Origin of the sequence: Flavobacterium sp. RSB2_4_14 (assembly GCF_051547085.1) — a bacterium.
In the GTDB taxonomy this organism is placed as follows: Bacteria; Bacteroidota; Bacteroidia; order Flavobacteriales; family Flavobacteriaceae; genus Flavobacterium.
Genome location: NZ_JBPTTL010000001.1, coordinates 458427 through 474009, shown reverse-complemented (window position 1 = coordinate 474009; position 15583 = coordinate 458427). Strand labels below are relative to the sequence as shown.

At 33.0% G+C, this 15583-nt stretch carries 15 protein-coding genes; 8 read left to right on the top strand and 7 right to left on the bottom strand.

From position 1 onward, the window contains the following. Positions 1-11: 11 nt before the first annotated feature. Both ACSVH2_RS02150 and ACSVH2_RS02145 read left to right on the top strand, forming a co-directional pair. Positions 12-995, top strand: coding sequence for a DUF4837 family protein (locus tag ACSVH2_RS02150; RefSeq protein WP_438091518.1), 984 nt, complete (start codon positions 12-14; stop codon positions 993-995). Continuing rightward, the gene (locus ACSVH2_RS02145) at positions 992-1438 is read left to right on the top strand and encodes a GNAT family N-acetyltransferase (RefSeq protein ID WP_438091517.1); all 447 of its coding nucleotides are present in this window, start codon (positions 992-994) and stop codon (positions 1436-1438) included. Before ACSVH2_RS02150 ends, ACSVH2_RS02145 begins: the two co-directional genes overlap by 4 nt. Here the strand turns inward: ACSVH2_RS02145 and ACSVH2_RS02140 are convergent, their stop codons facing one another. The 7 genes from ACSVH2_RS02140 to ACSVH2_RS02110 all read right to left on the bottom strand — a co-directional run bounded on the left by ACSVH2_RS02140 (position 1439) and on the right by ACSVH2_RS02110 (position 9211). Beyond that, entirely contained in the window at positions 1439-2251 is an 813-nt protein-coding gene (locus ACSVH2_RS02140) for an OmpA family protein (protein WP_438091516.1), read from the bottom strand. A 1-nt stretch (position 2252) separates the two neighbouring features. Then, the gene (locus ACSVH2_RS02135; RefSeq protein WP_438091515.1) at positions 2253-3890 is read right to left on the bottom strand and encodes a S41 family peptidase; all 1638 of its coding nucleotides are present in this window, start codon (positions 3888-3890) and stop codon (positions 2253-2255) included. Between the two features lie 63 nt (positions 3891-3953). After that, a complete protein-coding gene (gene rnpA, locus ACSVH2_RS02130; RefSeq protein ID WP_438091514.1) occupies positions 3954-4343 on the bottom strand; it encodes a ribonuclease P protein component in 390 nt (129 codons plus the stop codon). Between the two features lie 2 nt (positions 4344-4345). Continuing rightward, on the bottom strand, positions 4346-4753 hold the full coding sequence (locus tag ACSVH2_RS02125; RefSeq protein ID WP_438091513.1) for a hypothetical protein: 408 nt from the start codon (positions 4751-4753) through the stop codon (positions 4346-4348). Between the two features lie 73 nt (positions 4754-4826). Further along, a complete protein-coding gene (locus ACSVH2_RS02120) occupies positions 4827-6707 on the bottom strand; it encodes a M1 family metallopeptidase (protein WP_438091512.1) in 1881 nt (626 codons plus the stop codon). Positions 6708-6722: 15 nt separating this feature from the next. Further along, the gene (locus tag ACSVH2_RS02115) at positions 6723-8288 is read right to left on the bottom strand and encodes a S8 family peptidase (RefSeq protein ID WP_438091511.1); all 1566 of its coding nucleotides are present in this window, start codon (positions 8286-8288) and stop codon (positions 6723-6725) included. 62 nt (positions 8289-8350) lie between these two features. Further along, positions 8351-9211 (bottom strand): MBL fold metallo-hydrolase, encoded by an 861-nt coding sequence (locus tag ACSVH2_RS02110; RefSeq protein ID WP_438091510.1) that lies wholly within the window; start codon positions 9209-9211, stop codon positions 8351-8353. Positions 9212-9379: 168 nt separating this feature from the next. On the opposite strand from ACSVH2_RS02110, the gene ACSVH2_RS02105 reads away from it, so the two are divergent. From ACSVH2_RS02105 to ACSVH2_RS02080, 6 genes are all read left to right on the top strand, one after another. Further along, the gene (locus tag ACSVH2_RS02105; protein WP_438091509.1) at positions 9380-9709 is read left to right on the top strand and encodes a HesB/IscA family protein; all 330 of its coding nucleotides are present in this window, start codon (positions 9380-9382) and stop codon (positions 9707-9709) included. Positions 9710-9718: 9 nt separating this feature from the next. Further along, a complete protein-coding gene (sufB, locus tag ACSVH2_RS02100; protein WP_438091508.1) occupies positions 9719-11167 on the top strand; it encodes a Fe-S cluster assembly protein SufB in 1449 nt (482 codons plus the stop codon). Positions 11168-11197: 30 nt separating this feature from the next. After that, a complete protein-coding gene (gene sufC, locus ACSVH2_RS02095) occupies positions 11198-11947 on the top strand; it encodes a Fe-S cluster assembly ATPase SufC (RefSeq protein ID WP_438091507.1) in 750 nt (249 codons plus the stop codon). A gap of 1 nt (position 11948) precedes the next feature. After that, positions 11949-13265 (top strand): Fe-S cluster assembly protein SufD, encoded by a 1317-nt coding sequence (sufD, locus tag ACSVH2_RS02090; protein WP_438091506.1) that lies wholly within the window; start codon positions 11949-11951, stop codon positions 13263-13265. A 96-nt stretch (positions 13266-13361) separates the two neighbouring features. Further along, entirely contained in the window at positions 13362-14339 is a 978-nt protein-coding gene (locus ACSVH2_RS02085) for a DUF2157 domain-containing protein (protein WP_438091505.1), read from the top strand. After that, positions 14336-15496, top strand: a complete 1161-nt coding sequence (locus ACSVH2_RS02080) for a hypothetical protein (RefSeq protein ID WP_438091504.1) — start codon at positions 14336-14338, stop codon at positions 15494-15496. Before ACSVH2_RS02085 ends, ACSVH2_RS02080 begins: the two co-directional genes overlap by 4 nt. Positions 15497-15583: the final 87 nt, after the last annotated feature.

Here is a 15583-nt window from a genome sequence, read left to right as displayed (position 1 = left end):
TTATTTCTATTATGAATAAAACCCTTTTTTTATGGCTTTTTCTCGCTGGTTTTTTAGGTTCTTGTTCTTTTAAAAAAGACAAGTTACCAGGAGATTCTGTCGCAACAATAAATACTATTGCGGTGATTATCGATGATCAACTTTGGAAAGGAGAAGTTGGCGATAGTATTAGAAATAAATTTGCTTCACCCGTTTTAGGACTACCACAAGAAGAGCCGTTGTTTACCATCAATCAATATCCAGTGAAACTTTTTGAAGGATTCTCAACCGACACACGAAATATTATTATTGTCAAAAAAGATACCGAAAACAAATTTGAAATTAAAGAGAATGAATTTACAACTCCTCAAAATGCGTTTCATATTTCGGGGAAAACAGCTTTTGAAATCCTGCAAATTTTAGAGAAAAACAGCTCTAGTATTATTCAAAAAATGAGAGCTACAGAAATTACTCAAAATCAAGAAATTTTCAAGGATTCTCTTTTGGATATCCAAAAAATTCAAAAAAAATTTAACATCAATGTTTTGATTCCTTCCAAATATGAATACGTCATGCGAAGACGAAATTTCATTTGGCTCAAAAGCGAAATTATTAGCGGTAATACCAGTTTATTACTCTATCAAATCCCTTTAAAAAGTATTCACGCTAATAATGCGGTTAACGACATTGTGAGAACAAGAGATTCTATAGGGAAACTTTACATTCACGGTTCAGACAGAGGAACACAAATGGTTACTGAAGAAGCGTATTCTCCTTACTTTTTAGAAACAACTCTTGCCGGAAAAAAAACATTTGAAACAAAAGGCACCTGGCAAATGAAAAACGATTTTATGTCAGGACCTTTTATTAACTACGCTATTTTTGACAAAGAAAATAATAGAGTATTGGTGCTCGAAGGGTTTTGTTATGCACCATCAAAAGAAAAGCGCGATTTAATGTTTGAATTAGAATCAATTATTAAATCCATTCAATTTATAAAAAAGCCAACTAAATGAATCTAGAATGGAAAATAAAGCGTTTTGAAGCACTTTCTACACAAGAGCTTTATAATTTGCTTCAACTGCGAAGTGAAGTCTTTGTGGTGGAGCAAAATTGCGTTTATCAGGACATTGATGGCAAAGATCAAAAAGCTTTGCACTTGATAGGGGAAGATAATGGCAAAATTGTGGCTTATGCTCGGCTTTTTAAACCCAATGATTATTTTGAACAAGCGTCAATAGGAAGAGTAATTGTCAAAGAAACTTCAAGAGCGATGAAACTTGGTCATATTCTAATGAGAGAAGCTATTCAGGTGATAGAAACTCATTTTGAGGCAACAAAAATCACGATTTCTGCACAATTGTATTTAAAAAAATTCTACGAAAGTCACGGATTTGTTCAAACGAGTGAGATGTATCTTGAAGATGATATTCCGCATATTGAGATGAAGAAGGGATAATTACACTTTTGAAATCACAATTTCCACTCTTCTGTCATATTCTGCCCCTTTTCCCAGCGGAACCGTGTTGCCATATCCTTTGAAAGTCATTCTGGTTTTAGGTATTTTTTTAAATAGTAAATATTTATACACCGTTTCTGCCCTATTGGTTGAGAGTTGTCTTTTTTTGGTCTCTTTATCAATGGCTTCTTTTTGGTATGGTGGCGTACAACACACATGCCCTTGGATTTCAAAATTATAATTTTTGTATTTCATCAAAAGTTTGGCAATTTTATCCAGCTCTGTTTTGGATTTAAAAGTTAGCTTACTACTTCCTCTTTCAAACAAAACATTGTCTAAATAGACGTGATCGCCTACAATATGATTTTTTTGAATGGTGTTATAAAACCCAGGAATTACAATTTTGGGTAATGGTCTAAGGTTGATTACTACATCAACGCGACGGTTTTTTGAACGTTTCTCAGGCAGGTTTTCTACAATATCATCGTCTATAAGAATTCTACCTTTTCCCTCAATGGTTACAATGATTTTACTTTTTATTCCGCTTGCAATGATTTTATTTTGAATGGTTGTGGCACGATTGGTTGAAAGTTTGAAGTTATACGCTTCTTTTCCCACATCATCAGTATACCCAAAAATCTGAATAGATTCTATTCTTGTTGAATCGGTTTTTCGGATAAAATCAACTACTTCATTTCCTTGTTTTTCATTTAAGGTATATTTATCAAATTCAAAGTAAACCGAGTGTACTACTTCTTCCTGAGCTTGAAGAAAACCAAAAAAGAGAAGCGGTAAATATTTTAGTAATTTCATCTTAAATTTTTAAAATCTTGTTGTATTCTGCCGTGTTATTTAAAACGCCAATTGCTTTTTTGATTTCTAAATTGTTTTTTACATAATATTGATACAACCCTTCTTTATATTGGTAACGCTTGATAATCTCATCCAATAATAAGTTTTTAATTTCCTTTTGATTTTTATCAATCATAGTGGATTCACTTCTTTGCAAAGCAGCCAAAAGTTGTTCGTATTCTGTTTTTATTGCGGTATCAATATTTTCCTTTTTAGCTTTTTCCAAAGTATTTTTTAGCGCAATTTCTGTTTCTGTATTAATGTCTGTTTTTTCACGTTTTAGGAACGCTTTGAAATCAGCAAAATCAGCATCAGTTATCGTTGGGATTTTATCACCTAGAGTTGGATTTTTGTAATAATAGTAGGTTACATAATTAAAAATTCCATCGTTTTTTTGCAAAGCATCAGCAATTAAACTTGTTTTGGTTTCTTCCATTTCAACATCGGGCAACACACCACCACCATCAAATACAGGTCTTCCTTTTTTGGTTTTGAATGCGTTATAGTTTTTCTCTTCCGTCTTAGTGGCTTTTCCGTTTTTATCTTTTTTGTTGTAATTCAAAGCTTGAATACATCTTCCAGAAGGCGTGTAATATCTAGAAATTGTCACTTTTACTTGAGTTCCGTAGGTCATATCAATAGGACGTTGCACCAATCCTTTTCCAAAACTTCGACTTCCTAAAATGACAGCGCGGTCTAAATCCTGTAATGCTCCAGAAACAATTTCGGAGGCAGAAGCACTTTTGCCATCAACAATGATGACCAACGGAATTGCTGTATCAATTGGCTCTCGATTGGTTTTATAAATGTTGTTGTATTTTTCGTTTTTAGATTTTGTAGTTACAATGATTTCTCCTTTTGGAACAAATAAATTACAAATGTTTACCGCTTCATTCAACAGTCCACCAGGATTTCCTCTCAAGTCAAGAATTATTTGTGTTGCGCCATCAGCTTTAAGTTTTTCTAACGCTTCTTTGGTTTGTGATGAGGCTTTTTGGGTGAATTGAGATAAAACGATATAACCTGTTTTATCGTCTACTTTTCCGAAGAAAGGAACTGCTTTTACTTCTACTTCATCCAAAATTAATTGGGTTGTCATTGGTTTTCCTTGACGCAAGTATTTGATTTCGATTTTAGTGTTTTTTACGCCTTTCAATAATTGAGAAGCATCGTCTTTAAAATCAGAAAGCAAAACATCACCTATTTGAGTGATTTCGTCACCGGCTTTTAATCCGGCTTTGTCAGCAGGAAATCCTTTATAAGGTTCTTTGATGATGAGTTTGTCTTCTTTTCGGGTAATAACCGCTCCTATTCCTGTGTATTCTCCTGTGTTATTGATTTTGAATTTTATAACATCTTGTTCGTTAAAATAGTTGGTGTAAGGATCTAAATCCGCCAACATACTTTTAATGGCTTTGTCCATCAATTCTGCCGGATTGGTTTCGTCAACATAGTTTTGATTGATAGTTTTAAAAAGTGTCGTAAAAATTTCTATTTGTTTAGAAATTTCGAAAAAATCGTCTTTAAAACTTACGCCCACAAAGAGAAATACACTCAAAATGGCAGGAATGAAATATTTTTTTTTAATGCTGGAGAACATAGTTTTATTTTTAAACAAGTTAACTAATAAATTCAATTACTATAAATGAATTTCGGTTCATTTTTAGGAAATACTTTTTTCTTCTTTTATTGCTTTTCTAAATTTTTCGAAAAGCAGTTTTGTTTTTTCTTCAATTTCCTGATAGGATAGTTTTTCGCTCGTTTGATAGAAAAACATAATACAATATTTTTTTTCCAAATGGTTTGTCAACAATGACTTATTCAATCGGTAACACTCTCTCAAAACGCGTTTAAAATAATTGCGGTCAACGGCTTTTTTAAAATGTTTTTTGGAAACTGAAACTCCCATTTTTAAAGGCACATTTTCTTCAAAATCATGAGCAACATATACTAATCGCAATGGATATTTACTCACTGATTTGCCTTCAGAAAATAACAAATCAATAATTTTTTTACTTTTAATTTTTTCGGCTACTGGATAGGAAAAATCCATTGTTATTTTGAGTAGATATTGTAAACAAATTTCACTTCATTGTAAGTGATGTAAAACTGCACTCTATTATTTTCCTTTTTCTTCGTAATGATTAAGATATTACACTTTGAAAACTTATTGTCAACACATTCAAACGGTACAATATTTACCTCATCATTATCTGTAATTTCACCATAAGCTTTGATTTTGAATGACTGTACCTCAGAGGAATTAATTGTAATTAAATCTTTCTTAGCATCAACGGTTATCAATACTTTAGCATCAGCAAAATCAGACCATTCGTTCCATTGACCATTATCTTTTTTGTCTGTAAAACTTACACTGCTTGCTTGAAAACGAATAGGTTGTGCCAAAGCAACACTTCCAAAATTCAAAAAAAGGTAAACGATAAGAAGTTGAATAGCTTTCATTTTGTTAATTTTTTTTATTGTGGTAAAACTACAAATTCTATTCCAAAACAGAGGAATTAAAAATTTGGACACTTTATGATTTGGAGTTTACAAACACATTATTTTCTCTTTTCACATCAGCCATTAAATCACTTGAATCTAAAGTGATTTTTTTGATGGAAGTAAGCGGTTTTAGAATACTAAACTCATAGTTAGGCATTGCCCAAGCCCAATCATTCAAAACAGTTCTTTTTATTTCGGGCGTTGGATTTGTTTTTTGAAAATTCATCATCCGCAGCGGAATATAATAACTCTCTTTTGTTCCGTCTGTATATTCTACTAAAACATCCATTGGCATTGGCATTCTTCCAACTCTTTCTAATGAAATTGAAGTTGTATTGTCTTTTTCGGCTACTTTTTTAACGCTATAATCAATCGTATTTGTAGTTTGTGTCCAATCTGTTAAATACCAATCAAGATTTGCTCCCGAAACTCGTTCAGCGGTTCTTTTAATATCATTTGGCGTTGGGTGTTTGAATTGAAATTCTTTGTAATAACGCTTCATTGTTTTTTCCAAATTTTCTTTTCCTATCAAATAAATTAATTGGGTAAGAAACAATTCTCCTTTGCTGTAGGATGAAACGCTATATAACTTGTTGAGGTCAAAACGATCACCTTGTGTAGAAAGTGGTTGTTCTTTTCCAGAATTGGCCATATTGATGTAACTAACATAAGCACCTAAAAATGGATTTTCTTGTTTTTTCTCAGCAATTGCATTTACGCCCAAATCTTCTAAATAAGAAACAAATCCTTCATCCATCCACGGATTTTTACTTTCGTTGGAAGCCAACACGTGTTGAAACCAAGAATGTCCCATTTCATGAGCAATTAAACCCACAAAACCATTTAATTTCCCTTCACCTAAAACTAAAGTACACATGGCATATTCCATTCCACCATCGCCACCTTGAATTACAGAATATTGTTTGTAGGGATAATTTCCGATAGTTTTATTAAAAAACTGCATTAATTCAGCGGTTTTGGGTTGTGCTTTTTTCCAGACATCAATAATCTCTGGATTGTTTTTGTATAAAAAATGAAGTGTCACACCATTTTCGGCAGGATATTTATCATGGATGTAATCTTTGTCTGCAGCCCAAGTAAAATCATGTACGTTTGGTGCATAAAAATGCCAAGTCAACGTTTTTTGTTTTTTGGGAATAGTGACTTCTACTCCAGTTTCTTGATAGTTGTAGCCAATTTCGTTTGGGTTTTGTAAATAGCCTGATCCGCCTAAAATATAATTTTTATCGATGGTAATTTTTACATCAAAATTGCCCCAAACACCATAAAATTCTCTTCCTAAATAATGATCAGCATGCCAACCTTCAAAATCAAATTCGGCTATTTTTGGATACCATTGCGCCATAGAAAGTGCAACACCTTCGCTATTATTCCTGCCCGAACGGCGAATTTGGAGCGGAACTTGTCCATCAAAGTCTAAGGTAAATAAAGTGGATTTTCCTGGTAAAATAGGTTTTGCTAAATCAACCTCCAAAATTGTTCCTACTTCTTTTGCTGTAGCGGAAACTCCATCTTGTTTAAAATTTGATATTTTTAAATAGCCAATTTCATTAGGCAATAATTTTGAAATGCGACTTTCATTAACTTCTTTTCCGTCAGTAGTTTTAATTTTGTCGACCATTCTTGGGTCAGGATCAGCAATATTTTGATTTCTGAAATCCATTTCGCTTCCCGGTTGAAAAGCATTATTGTATAAATGATAAAAAACTCTTTTTAAGGTGTCTGGTGAATTATTTATGTACAACAACTCTTGTTTTCCTTTGTATTGATAGGATTTAACATCCATGGTTACATCCATTTTATAGTCAACATGTTGTTGCCAGTAGTCTTTTGATTGTGCTTTACAAAAAAGCATTGCAAACAAAAAACCAAAAAGAAGTATTTTTTTCATTTGTATTAATTATGTTTATTTTTTTTGATTTTTTGATACTTCTTCTGCCATTTTTAATGCATTGTAGGCATTAACCATTTTGCCTGAAACTGATGCTTCAGAAAAATTTCTTTTTTCAGCCTCTTCTCCAACTTTTACCACCATATCTATTGGAGTTCCAGATTGCATTATAATTTCTTTTACTTGGTGAGCTTTTAAATTTGGATAATAAGAACGGATTAATGCTGCCACACCAGCAGCATTTGGAGATGCCATTGATGTTCCTTCAAGATATTTGAATTTGTTGTTGGGAAGTGTTGCATATATTTTCACTCCTGGCGCATAAATGTCTACGTTTTTTGAACCATAATTAGAGAAATCAGCGATGATTTTTTCACCATACTCATAGTTCAACGCACCGATTTGCAGAAAGTTGGTAACAAATTCTGTTTTTTTGTCTTTCGTATCAGTTGGAAAATTCTCTTCAATATCCACATCTTTTCCGTCATTTCCTGCGGCATGAACAAATAAAACGTCTTTACTTTCGGCATATTTTATAGCATCCCAAACCCATTCGGCATGAGGAGAAAAATCTTTACCAAAACTTCCATTAATGATTTTTGCACCATTGTCTGCCGCATACCGAATGGCTAGTGCAATATCTTTGTCATATTCATCGCCATTTGGTACTGCGCGAAGAACCATTATCTGCACATTTTGCGCCACACCATCACCACCTATTTTATTGTTTCTTTGCTGAGCAATAATTCCTGCTACATGTGTGCCATGTTCAGTTTCTTCTTTATTTGGCCCAAATACTTTATTGTTTCCATATTTTTTATCATCAAAATTATCTGGATTATCGCCTACAATTTTTCGTCCGTCAAATTCGGTGTTAAGGTTATAATTGAGCTTATCATAAACTTGATTTTTTGCTGAAATTAATTCTTCTCTAAAGTTTGTTCCTGCATCAGCAGCAAAAGCAAGCATAACCGTTTTGCTTTGATACAGCTTGTATTTTACTGAAGACACATTGTTTAATTCCTCAAGTGTATAATCATCTTTTTTTAATTCCTCGCGTATCGCTTTATCGGCTTCATATAAAAAATCAATCGATTCTTTATAGCTCATCATTTTCTTTTGCTCTTTTTTAAAATCAGCCAATGCTTTTTTATACACTTCTGAACCATCATCGCCTTTTTTCAAAATTCTTGTCATTTCAAGTGTTTCATTGTAAGAGTCACCTAGAAAATTCCAGCCATGAATGTCGTCAACATACCCGTTTTTATCATCATCCTTTTTGTTATTAGGAATTTCTTTTGGATTTGTCCAAATAGTGCCTTTTAAATCGGGATGATCAATGTCAACTCCAGAGTCAATTACGGCAACAATGACTTTAGCTCCTTTTTTATTTTTTAAAAGTTCAGCGTAGGCTTTATCAACACTCATTCCTGGAATTGTATCTTTTTCTAAATCAAGATGACTCCAGCGTTTTAGTTCTTGTTCTGTAAGTGGTGCTTTTTTTGTGTAAAGTGTTTGAGCTTCTTGTCCAAAACTCAATAATGGCAATAAAAAAATCAAAAATTTCAACTTTGTTTTCATAACAAATATTATTTAAGCAAGTAAAAGTAAATTCTTTTGTAAAATTCCAAAAACGATTAACATTACATTAGTATATCATTGGTTTTATAAACTTCTTTTACTCTGATGCCTTTTTCTGTTTTTTCGACGGTAATGATTTCATTGTGTGCATCATGCTCTAACCATAAATAGTAATTGTTTTCGGCTGCTGCGGTAAGAAATTTAGATTTTTCAGGCATCGTTAAAAGTGGTCTTGTGTCATAACCCATAACATAGGGCAAAGGCAAATGACCAGCTGTTGGAATTAAATCAGCACAAAACACAATCGTTTTATCTTGGTATTTGATATGCGGAATCATCATTTTTTCGGTGTGACCATCTACATAAAAAATATCAAAATCTAATTCTTTAGAAAACCCAAAATCTCCATCGGGTCTTTGAACAAAATTTAATTGTCCGCTTTCTTGCATTGGTAAAATATTTTCTGAAAGAAAAGATGCTTTTTCACGGGCATTGGGTTTTGTTGCCCATTCCCAATGATTGTCATTAGTCCAAAACTTGGCGTTTTTAAACGCAACTTCATATCCTGTTTTGTCAGCATTCCAATTTACGCTTCCACCACAATGATCAAAATGCAAATGGGTCATAAAAACATCGGTTATATCGTCTCGATGAAAACCATGTTTAGTCAAGGATTTATCCAAAGAGTCATTTCCCCAAAGCGAATAATAACTAAAGAATTTTTCGGATTGTTTGTTGCCCATTCCGGTGTCAATTAAAATTAATCGATTTCCGTTTTCAATAAGCATACATCGTGCCGCAATATCAATTAAATTATTTTCATCTGCCGGATTGGTTTTGTTCCAAATAGTTTTAGGAACAACACCAAACATAGCGCCACCATCCAATTTAAAATTCCCCGATTCTATAGAATAAAGTTTCATTACTATTAACGTTTTAAAATCGGTGCAAAATACTAATTATGTTTGTTTTGAGTGTCTCAAAATCAATTTTTTCTATCTCTGAATTAGTTATAAAAATGTTACAGTTTGCAGAGAAAAGCAGATTATTAGTTATATTTGCCCTTTATTTAGACAAAATCAAAATAAGCTATGATCAAAGTATCTGATACAGCAAGCAAAAAAATCATCGACATGATGAAAGATGACGGTTTTGACGCTTCCAAAGATTACGTTCGCGTGGGTGTAAAAAGTGGAGGTTGTTCGGGTTTGTCATATGAATTAAAATTTGACAAAGAATTACATGAAAACGACAAAGTTTTTGAAGATAATCATGTAAAAATAGCCGTTGAAAAAAAATCATTTTTATACTTAGCCGGAACTATTCTAGAATTTTCCGGAGGATTAAACGGAAAAGGATTTGTTTTCAATAATCCAAACGCAAGCAGGACTTGTGGATGTGGAGAATCATTTTCACTTTAGATAAAATATATGTCAAAATATACAGAAGAAGACTTAAAAGTCGAATTAGAAAATAAGGAATATGAATATGGTTTTTACACCGATTTAGACTCTGAAACTTTTCCAATTGGACTAAACGAAGATATCGTCCGTGCTATTTCTTTGAAAAAAGAAGAGCCACAATGGATGACTGATTGGCGTATTGAATCGTTTCGAGCTTGGCAAGAAATGGTAGAACCAGAATGGGCAAATGTGCATTATGAAAAACCTGATTTTCAAGCTATTTCGTATTACTCAGCTCCCAAAAAAGCGGATCCTAATAAAACTCTAGACGATGTTGATCCTGAACTTTTAGATATGTACAAAAAGTTAGGAATTTCTATCGACGAGCAAAAGAAATTGAACAATGTTGCAATGGATATTGTAGTCGATTCGGTTTCGGTGGCAACTACTTTCAAGAAAACTTTAGCTGAAAAAGGCATCATTTTCATGAGTATTTCTGAAGCTATTCGCGAATATCCAGAATTGGTTCAGAAATATTTAGGAACTGTAGTGCCACAAAGAGATAATTTTTATGCCGCATTAAATTCGGCTGTTTTCTCGGATGGCAGTTTTTGTTACATTCCAAAAGGCGTTAAATGTCCAATGGAATTATCCACTTATTTTAGGATTAATCAAGCTGGAACCGGACAATTTGAAAGAACGCTTTTAATTGCTGATGAAGGCAGTTATGTTTCTTATCTTGAAGGTTGTACCGCACCAAGTCGTGACGAAAATCAATTGCACGCAGCTGTTGTAGAATTAATAGCATTAGATAATGCCGAAATAAAATATTCAACCGTTCAAAACTGGTATCCGGGAAATAAAGAAGGAAAAGGTGGTGTTTATAATTTTGTAACTAAGAGAGGAATTTGCGAAAAAAACGCAAAAATTTCCTGGACACAAGTGGAAACTGGTTCGGCAATTACATGGAAATATCCATCGGTGGTTTTAAAAGGTGATAATTCAATAGGAGAATTTTATTCAATAGCTGTTACCAATAATTTCCAACAAGCTGATACGGGAACAAAAATGGTTCATTTGGGTAAAAATACTAAGTCAACGATTATTTCCAAAGGAATTTCTGCTGGAAAATCACAAAATAGTTACCGTGGTTTGGTTCGAATTAGTGCCAATGCTGATAATGCTCGCAATTTTTCTCAATGTGATTCGTTGCTGATGGGCAATAATTGTGGCGCTCACACATTCCCTTATATCGAAAGTAAAAATTCATCTGCTATAATTGAACACGAAGCCACGACATCCAAAATTGGAGAAGACCAAGTTTTCTATTGCAATCAAAGAGGCATTCCAACCGAAAAGGCGATTGCATTAATCGTTAACGGTTTCAGTAAAGATGTTTTAAATAAGTTGCCAATGGAATTTGCTGTAGAAGCACAAAAATTATTAGAAATTTCATTAGAAGGTTCAGTAGGTTAATCATAAATCAGAATAAAACACATTTAAACAATGTTATCAATAACAAATTTACACGCTTCAGTTGAAGACAAAGAAATATTAAAAGGTATCAATCTTCAAATTAATGCCGGAGAAGTTCATGCCATTATGGGACCAAATGGAGCAGGGAAAAGTACACTTTCTTCCATCATTGCCGGAAATGAAAATTATATTGTAACTGAGGGAGAAATTCTTTTGGAAGGAGAAGACATTTCAGAATTAGCGCCAGAAGAAAGAGCACATAAAGGAGTTTTCTTGTCGTTCCAATATCCAGTAGAAATTCCAGGTGTTTCGGTGACCAACTTCATGAAAACCGCCATCAACGAGAGCCGAAAAGCCAATGGAAAAGAAGAAATGCCAGCGAATGAAATGCTGAAATTAATTCGTGAAAAATCAGAGTTGTTAGAAATAGACCGTAAGTTTTTATCACGTTCGTTAAACGAAGGTTTTTCGGGTGGAGAAAAAAAACGTAACGAGATTTTCCAAATGGCAATGTTAGAACCAAAATTGGCTATTCTTGACGAAACTGATTCAGGATTGGATATCGATGCACTTCGAATCGTGGCTAATGGGGTTAATAAGCTTAAAAACGAAAATAATGCAGTGTTAGTCATCACGCACTACCAACGTTTATTGGATTATATTGTTCCTGACTTCGTTCACGTTTTAATGGATGGAAAAATTGTAAAATCAGGCGGAAAAGAACTGGCTTACGAGTTGGAAGAAAAAGGGTACGATTGGATTAAAGCTGAATTGGTTTAAAATGGAATTGAAAGAAAAATTAATCTCATCCTTCATGGCTTTTGAAGAGCAAATCGATGTTCATTCTGAACTTTACGACGTGCGAACATCAGCTATTAAAAACTTTGAAAACAAAGGTTTTCCAACCAAGAAAGAGGAAGCTTGGAAATATACATCGCTGAATACCATTTTAAAAAATGATTATTCCGTTTTTCCTAAACACGAAAATGCCATCGAATTTAAAGATGTAAAGAAGTTTTTCCTTCACGAAATTGACACTCATAAAGTTATTTTTGTAGACGGGAAATTCAGTTCTTTTTTATCAGCAACGACTCATGACGGTTTGGATGTTTGCTTAATGTCTTCGGCATTAAATAAGCCAAAATACAAAATGATTATTGATGAGTATTTCAATAAAATAGCTAGTAAAGACGAGAGTTTAACTTCATTAAATACGGCTTTTGCCAATGAAGGAGCGTATATCAACGTCCCAAAAAGTAAGGTAGTTGAAAAACCAATCGAGATTATTTATTTCTCTACAGGAGTTGAAAGTGCTTTGATGTTACAACCAAGAAATTTAGTAATTGTTGGCGAAAACGCTCATGTTCAAATCATAGAAAGACATCAATCTTTGAATGAAAATCCAGTGTTGACCAATTCGGTGACCGAGATTTTTGCTCAAAAACGCGCTATTGTTGATTACTATAAAATTCAAAACGATTTGCAAACTGCAAGTTTGATTGATAATACTTATATTTCTCAAAAACAAGAAAGCAGAGTTTCCGTTCACACGTTTTCATTTGGTGGAAACATCACAAGAAACAACTTGAATTTTTATCATTTTGGGGAAAGAATTGACAGTACTTTAAAAGGAATTACCATTATTGGCGACAAACAACATGTAGATCATTACACTTTAGTAAACCACGCTACACCAAATTGTGAAAGTCATCAAAACTATAAAACCATTTTAGCAGGAAGTTCAACTGGAGTTTTCAACGGAAAAATTTACGTAGAAAAAGAAGCGCAAAAAACTGATGCTTTTCAGCAGAACAACAACATTCTAATTGGCGATAAAGCCACGATAAATGCTAAACCTCAATTAGAAATTTTTGCTGATGACGTAAAATGTTCCCATGGTTGTACTATTGGTCAATTAGATGAAAGAGCCATGTTTTATATGCAACAACGTGGTATTCCAAAAAAAGAAGCCAAAGCTTTATTGATGTACGCCTTCTCGAATGAAGTAATTGAAAGCATCAAAATCCCAGAACTCAAAAAACGAATTACGCAGATTATTGCTACTAAATTAGGTGTGAATTTAGGATTTGATTTATAAAATGAAGGTTGTCGAAAGACAACCTTTTTTGCTTTTACAAACATTTTGCCTGCTTTACAAATATTTAGCTATATTTGATTATTATCACATTATCACATGGCAGCAGAATATAATGAATTCACTAAAAAGCTATATGCAAAAAAACTATTAAACGATTCACAGTTAGAATCGATAAAAGAGTATGATGCCAAAGGTATTTTTTCCTTGCACAATGAACTTCGTTTTTTGCTTTACTTAGGTGTATTACTCTTTACTTCAGGAATTGGAACTCTGATATATAAAAATATTGACAGTATTGGTCATGCCGCTGTGCTTGGATTGTTGTTTTTGTTAATTAGTATTGGATTTTATTTTTGTTTTAAAAAAGCCAAAGGATTTCATAAAGATGAGGTGTTATTTGACAATCCGGTTTATGATTATATTGTGCTTTTGTGTACCATCTTGAGTTGTATTTTTATTGGATATTTGCAATACCAATATGCTGTTTTTGGGTATGAATTATCAAGTTTGGTTTGCAGTTTAGTGGGTTTTGCATGTGCCTATTATTTTGATAACAAAAGCGCTCTTTCCATAGGAATTACTGGTTTAGCGACATTTATAGGAATTACAATTACACCGAAAACCTTATTGAATAATGAAATTTACAGCAACCCATCACTTACCTATTATGGCATTGCACTTGGTGGAATTTTGCTTGTTTGGGAAGCTTATTCAAATAGAATTTCATTGAAAAAACACTTTCAATTAGTGTTTTTAACTTTTGCATTACAATTAATCGGTGTTTGTGGAATTGCAGGATTGATAGAATCTTATTATTTTATTTTTGTCTTCTTACTAGCGGTTTTGTTGTATTATTTTTATAAAAAAAGTTATGAAATAGGTTCAACATTTCTGTTTGTTTTTACCATACTTTATGGCTACATCGGATTAAACATTCTACTGTTTAAGCTAATTGATCATATTGATGTTTCTTCAATTGGTCAGCTTGTAATAATTTTGGCGCCAGTGTATTTTATGGGTTCAATATTTGGGTTTATAAAATTGATTCAACATTTTAACAAACAAAAGGCATGATTGTATTTCAGAAAGAACTTCTCGAGAACACTTTTTTATATACTGAAGCAAAACGGCTCAACAGTCAAAAATTTATTTCTGACAATCAATTGAAAGACATTAAAGGGCAACTGCCAATATTGAAAAGCAACACTAATTTGTTGATTCGGACAGGCTTTTTTCTTTTGGGAAGTTTTTTATATTCCTCAATCATTGGTGTGTTTTCATTGTTTACTATCAATCTCATTGACTCTCATGTTGGGTTAATTATGTTTATTTACACTATTGTAGGCATTGTTGCTAGTGAATTCTTAGCAAGAGAACAACTGCATTACGGATTTGGTGTTGATGATGCTTTCATTTTAGGATTTCAGGGATTTTTTTGTGCTGCAATTAGTATAACGTTTGAAAGTCCTTTGGTTGCTTTTATTGCATTAGGAGTTATAGGATTTGCAGCCTGTGTTCGTTATCTTCATACATTTTCAGCTTTGTTAAGTTTGATAGGTTTCATTGGAGCGATTTGTTACCTTGTTATTGAAAAGAATGTGATTGACACCTCATTTTTGCCGTTTATACTTTTTTTTCTGGCAGTAATTTTTTATGCTATTTATACCAAAATCAGCACATCAATCAAGTTACTATATTACGAAAATTCAATTATGGTACTTCAAGGAGTGAGTTTGTTGTTGGGTTATTTTTCTATGAATTACCTAGTAGTTCGTGAACTTTCAGAAAGTTTACTCGGATTGACGATTGCTAAAGGAGAAGATATTCCATTTGCGTTTGTGTTTTATGGTTTTACGTTCTTAATTCCCTTGTTTTATATAGTATATTCGCTTTACAGCAAAGATAAATTAATGCTATTAATTGGGTTTTTCACGCTGGGATTTTCTGTTTTCACCATTCGTTATTATTATCAAGTATTACCTATTGAATTGGCTTTGATGATTGGAGGAGTATTGATTTTTATAATTGCCTATTTCGGAATTAGAATGTTAAAAGACAAAGAAACAGGCATCACTTTTAAGCCAGCTCGTAGCTCTGATATTGATTTGTTAACTAATCTTGAAGCACTGGTCGTGAATTCTCAAGATGATTTAAAACCAATGGATTCTCAAAGCAAAATGCCTTTTGGAGGTGGCGGTTTTAGTGGTGGCGGTTCAGGAGAAAGTTTTTAAAATCGATTTTTATTAGTTTTATTATTCCAAAAGGGATTATTACGACTTCAAAACCATAATAAGCAATCATATAACAAAGAGCGCAAA

Bases quoted from the DNA above. Each gene is read 5' to 3' on its own strand.
- ACSVH2_RS02085 (WP_438091505.1), top strand. From the start codon at position 13,362: ATGGCAGCAGAATATAATGAATTCACTAAAAAGCTATATGCAAAAAAA.
- sufB (WP_438091508.1), top strand. From the start codon at position 9,719: ATGTCAAAATATACAGAAGAAGACTTAAAAGTCGAATTAGAAAATAAG.
- ACSVH2_RS02150 (WP_438091518.1), top strand. From the start codon at position 12: ATGAATAAAACCCTTTTTTTATGGCTTTTTCTCGCTGGTTTTTTAGGT.
- ACSVH2_RS02080 (WP_438091504.1), top strand. From the start codon at position 14,336: ATGATTGTATTTCAGAAAGAACTTCTCGAGAACACTTTTTTATATACT.
- sufD (WP_438091506.1), top strand. From the start codon at position 11,949: ATGGAATTGAAAGAAAAATTAATCTCATCCTTCATGGCTTTTGAAGAG.
- ACSVH2_RS02120 (WP_438091512.1), bottom strand. From the start codon at position 6,707: ATGAAAAAAATACTTCTTTTTGGTTTTTTGTTTGCAATGCTTTTTTGT.
- ACSVH2_RS02105 (WP_438091509.1), top strand. From the start codon at position 9,380: ATGATCAAAGTATCTGATACAGCAAGCAAAAAAATCATCGACATGATG.
- ACSVH2_RS02145 (WP_438091517.1), top strand. From the start codon at position 992: ATGAATCTAGAATGGAAAATAAAGCGTTTTGAAGCACTTTCTACACAA.
- ACSVH2_RS02115 (WP_438091511.1), bottom strand. From the start codon at position 8,288: ATGAAAACAAAGTTGAAATTTTTGATTTTTTTATTGCCATTATTGAGT.
- ACSVH2_RS02135 (WP_438091515.1), bottom strand. From the start codon at position 3,890: ATGTTCTCCAGCATTAAAAAAAAATATTTCATTCCTGCCATTTTGAGT.
- ACSVH2_RS02125 (WP_438091513.1), bottom strand. From the start codon at position 4,753: ATGAAAGCTATTCAACTTCTTATCGTTTACCTTTTTTTGAATTTTGGA.
- ACSVH2_RS02140 (WP_438091516.1), bottom strand. From the start codon at position 2,251: ATGAAATTACTAAAATATTTACCGCTTCTCTTTTTTGGTTTTCTTCAA.
- ACSVH2_RS02110 (WP_438091510.1), bottom strand. From the start codon at position 9,211: ATGAAACTTTATTCTATAGAATCGGGGAATTTTAAATTGGATGGTGGC.
- rnpA (WP_438091514.1), bottom strand. From the start codon at position 4,343: ATGGATTTTTCCTATCCAGTAGCCGAAAAAATTAAAAGTAAAAAAATT.
- sufC (WP_438091507.1), top strand. From the start codon at position 11,198: ATGTTATCAATAACAAATTTACACGCTTCAGTTGAAGACAAAGAAATA.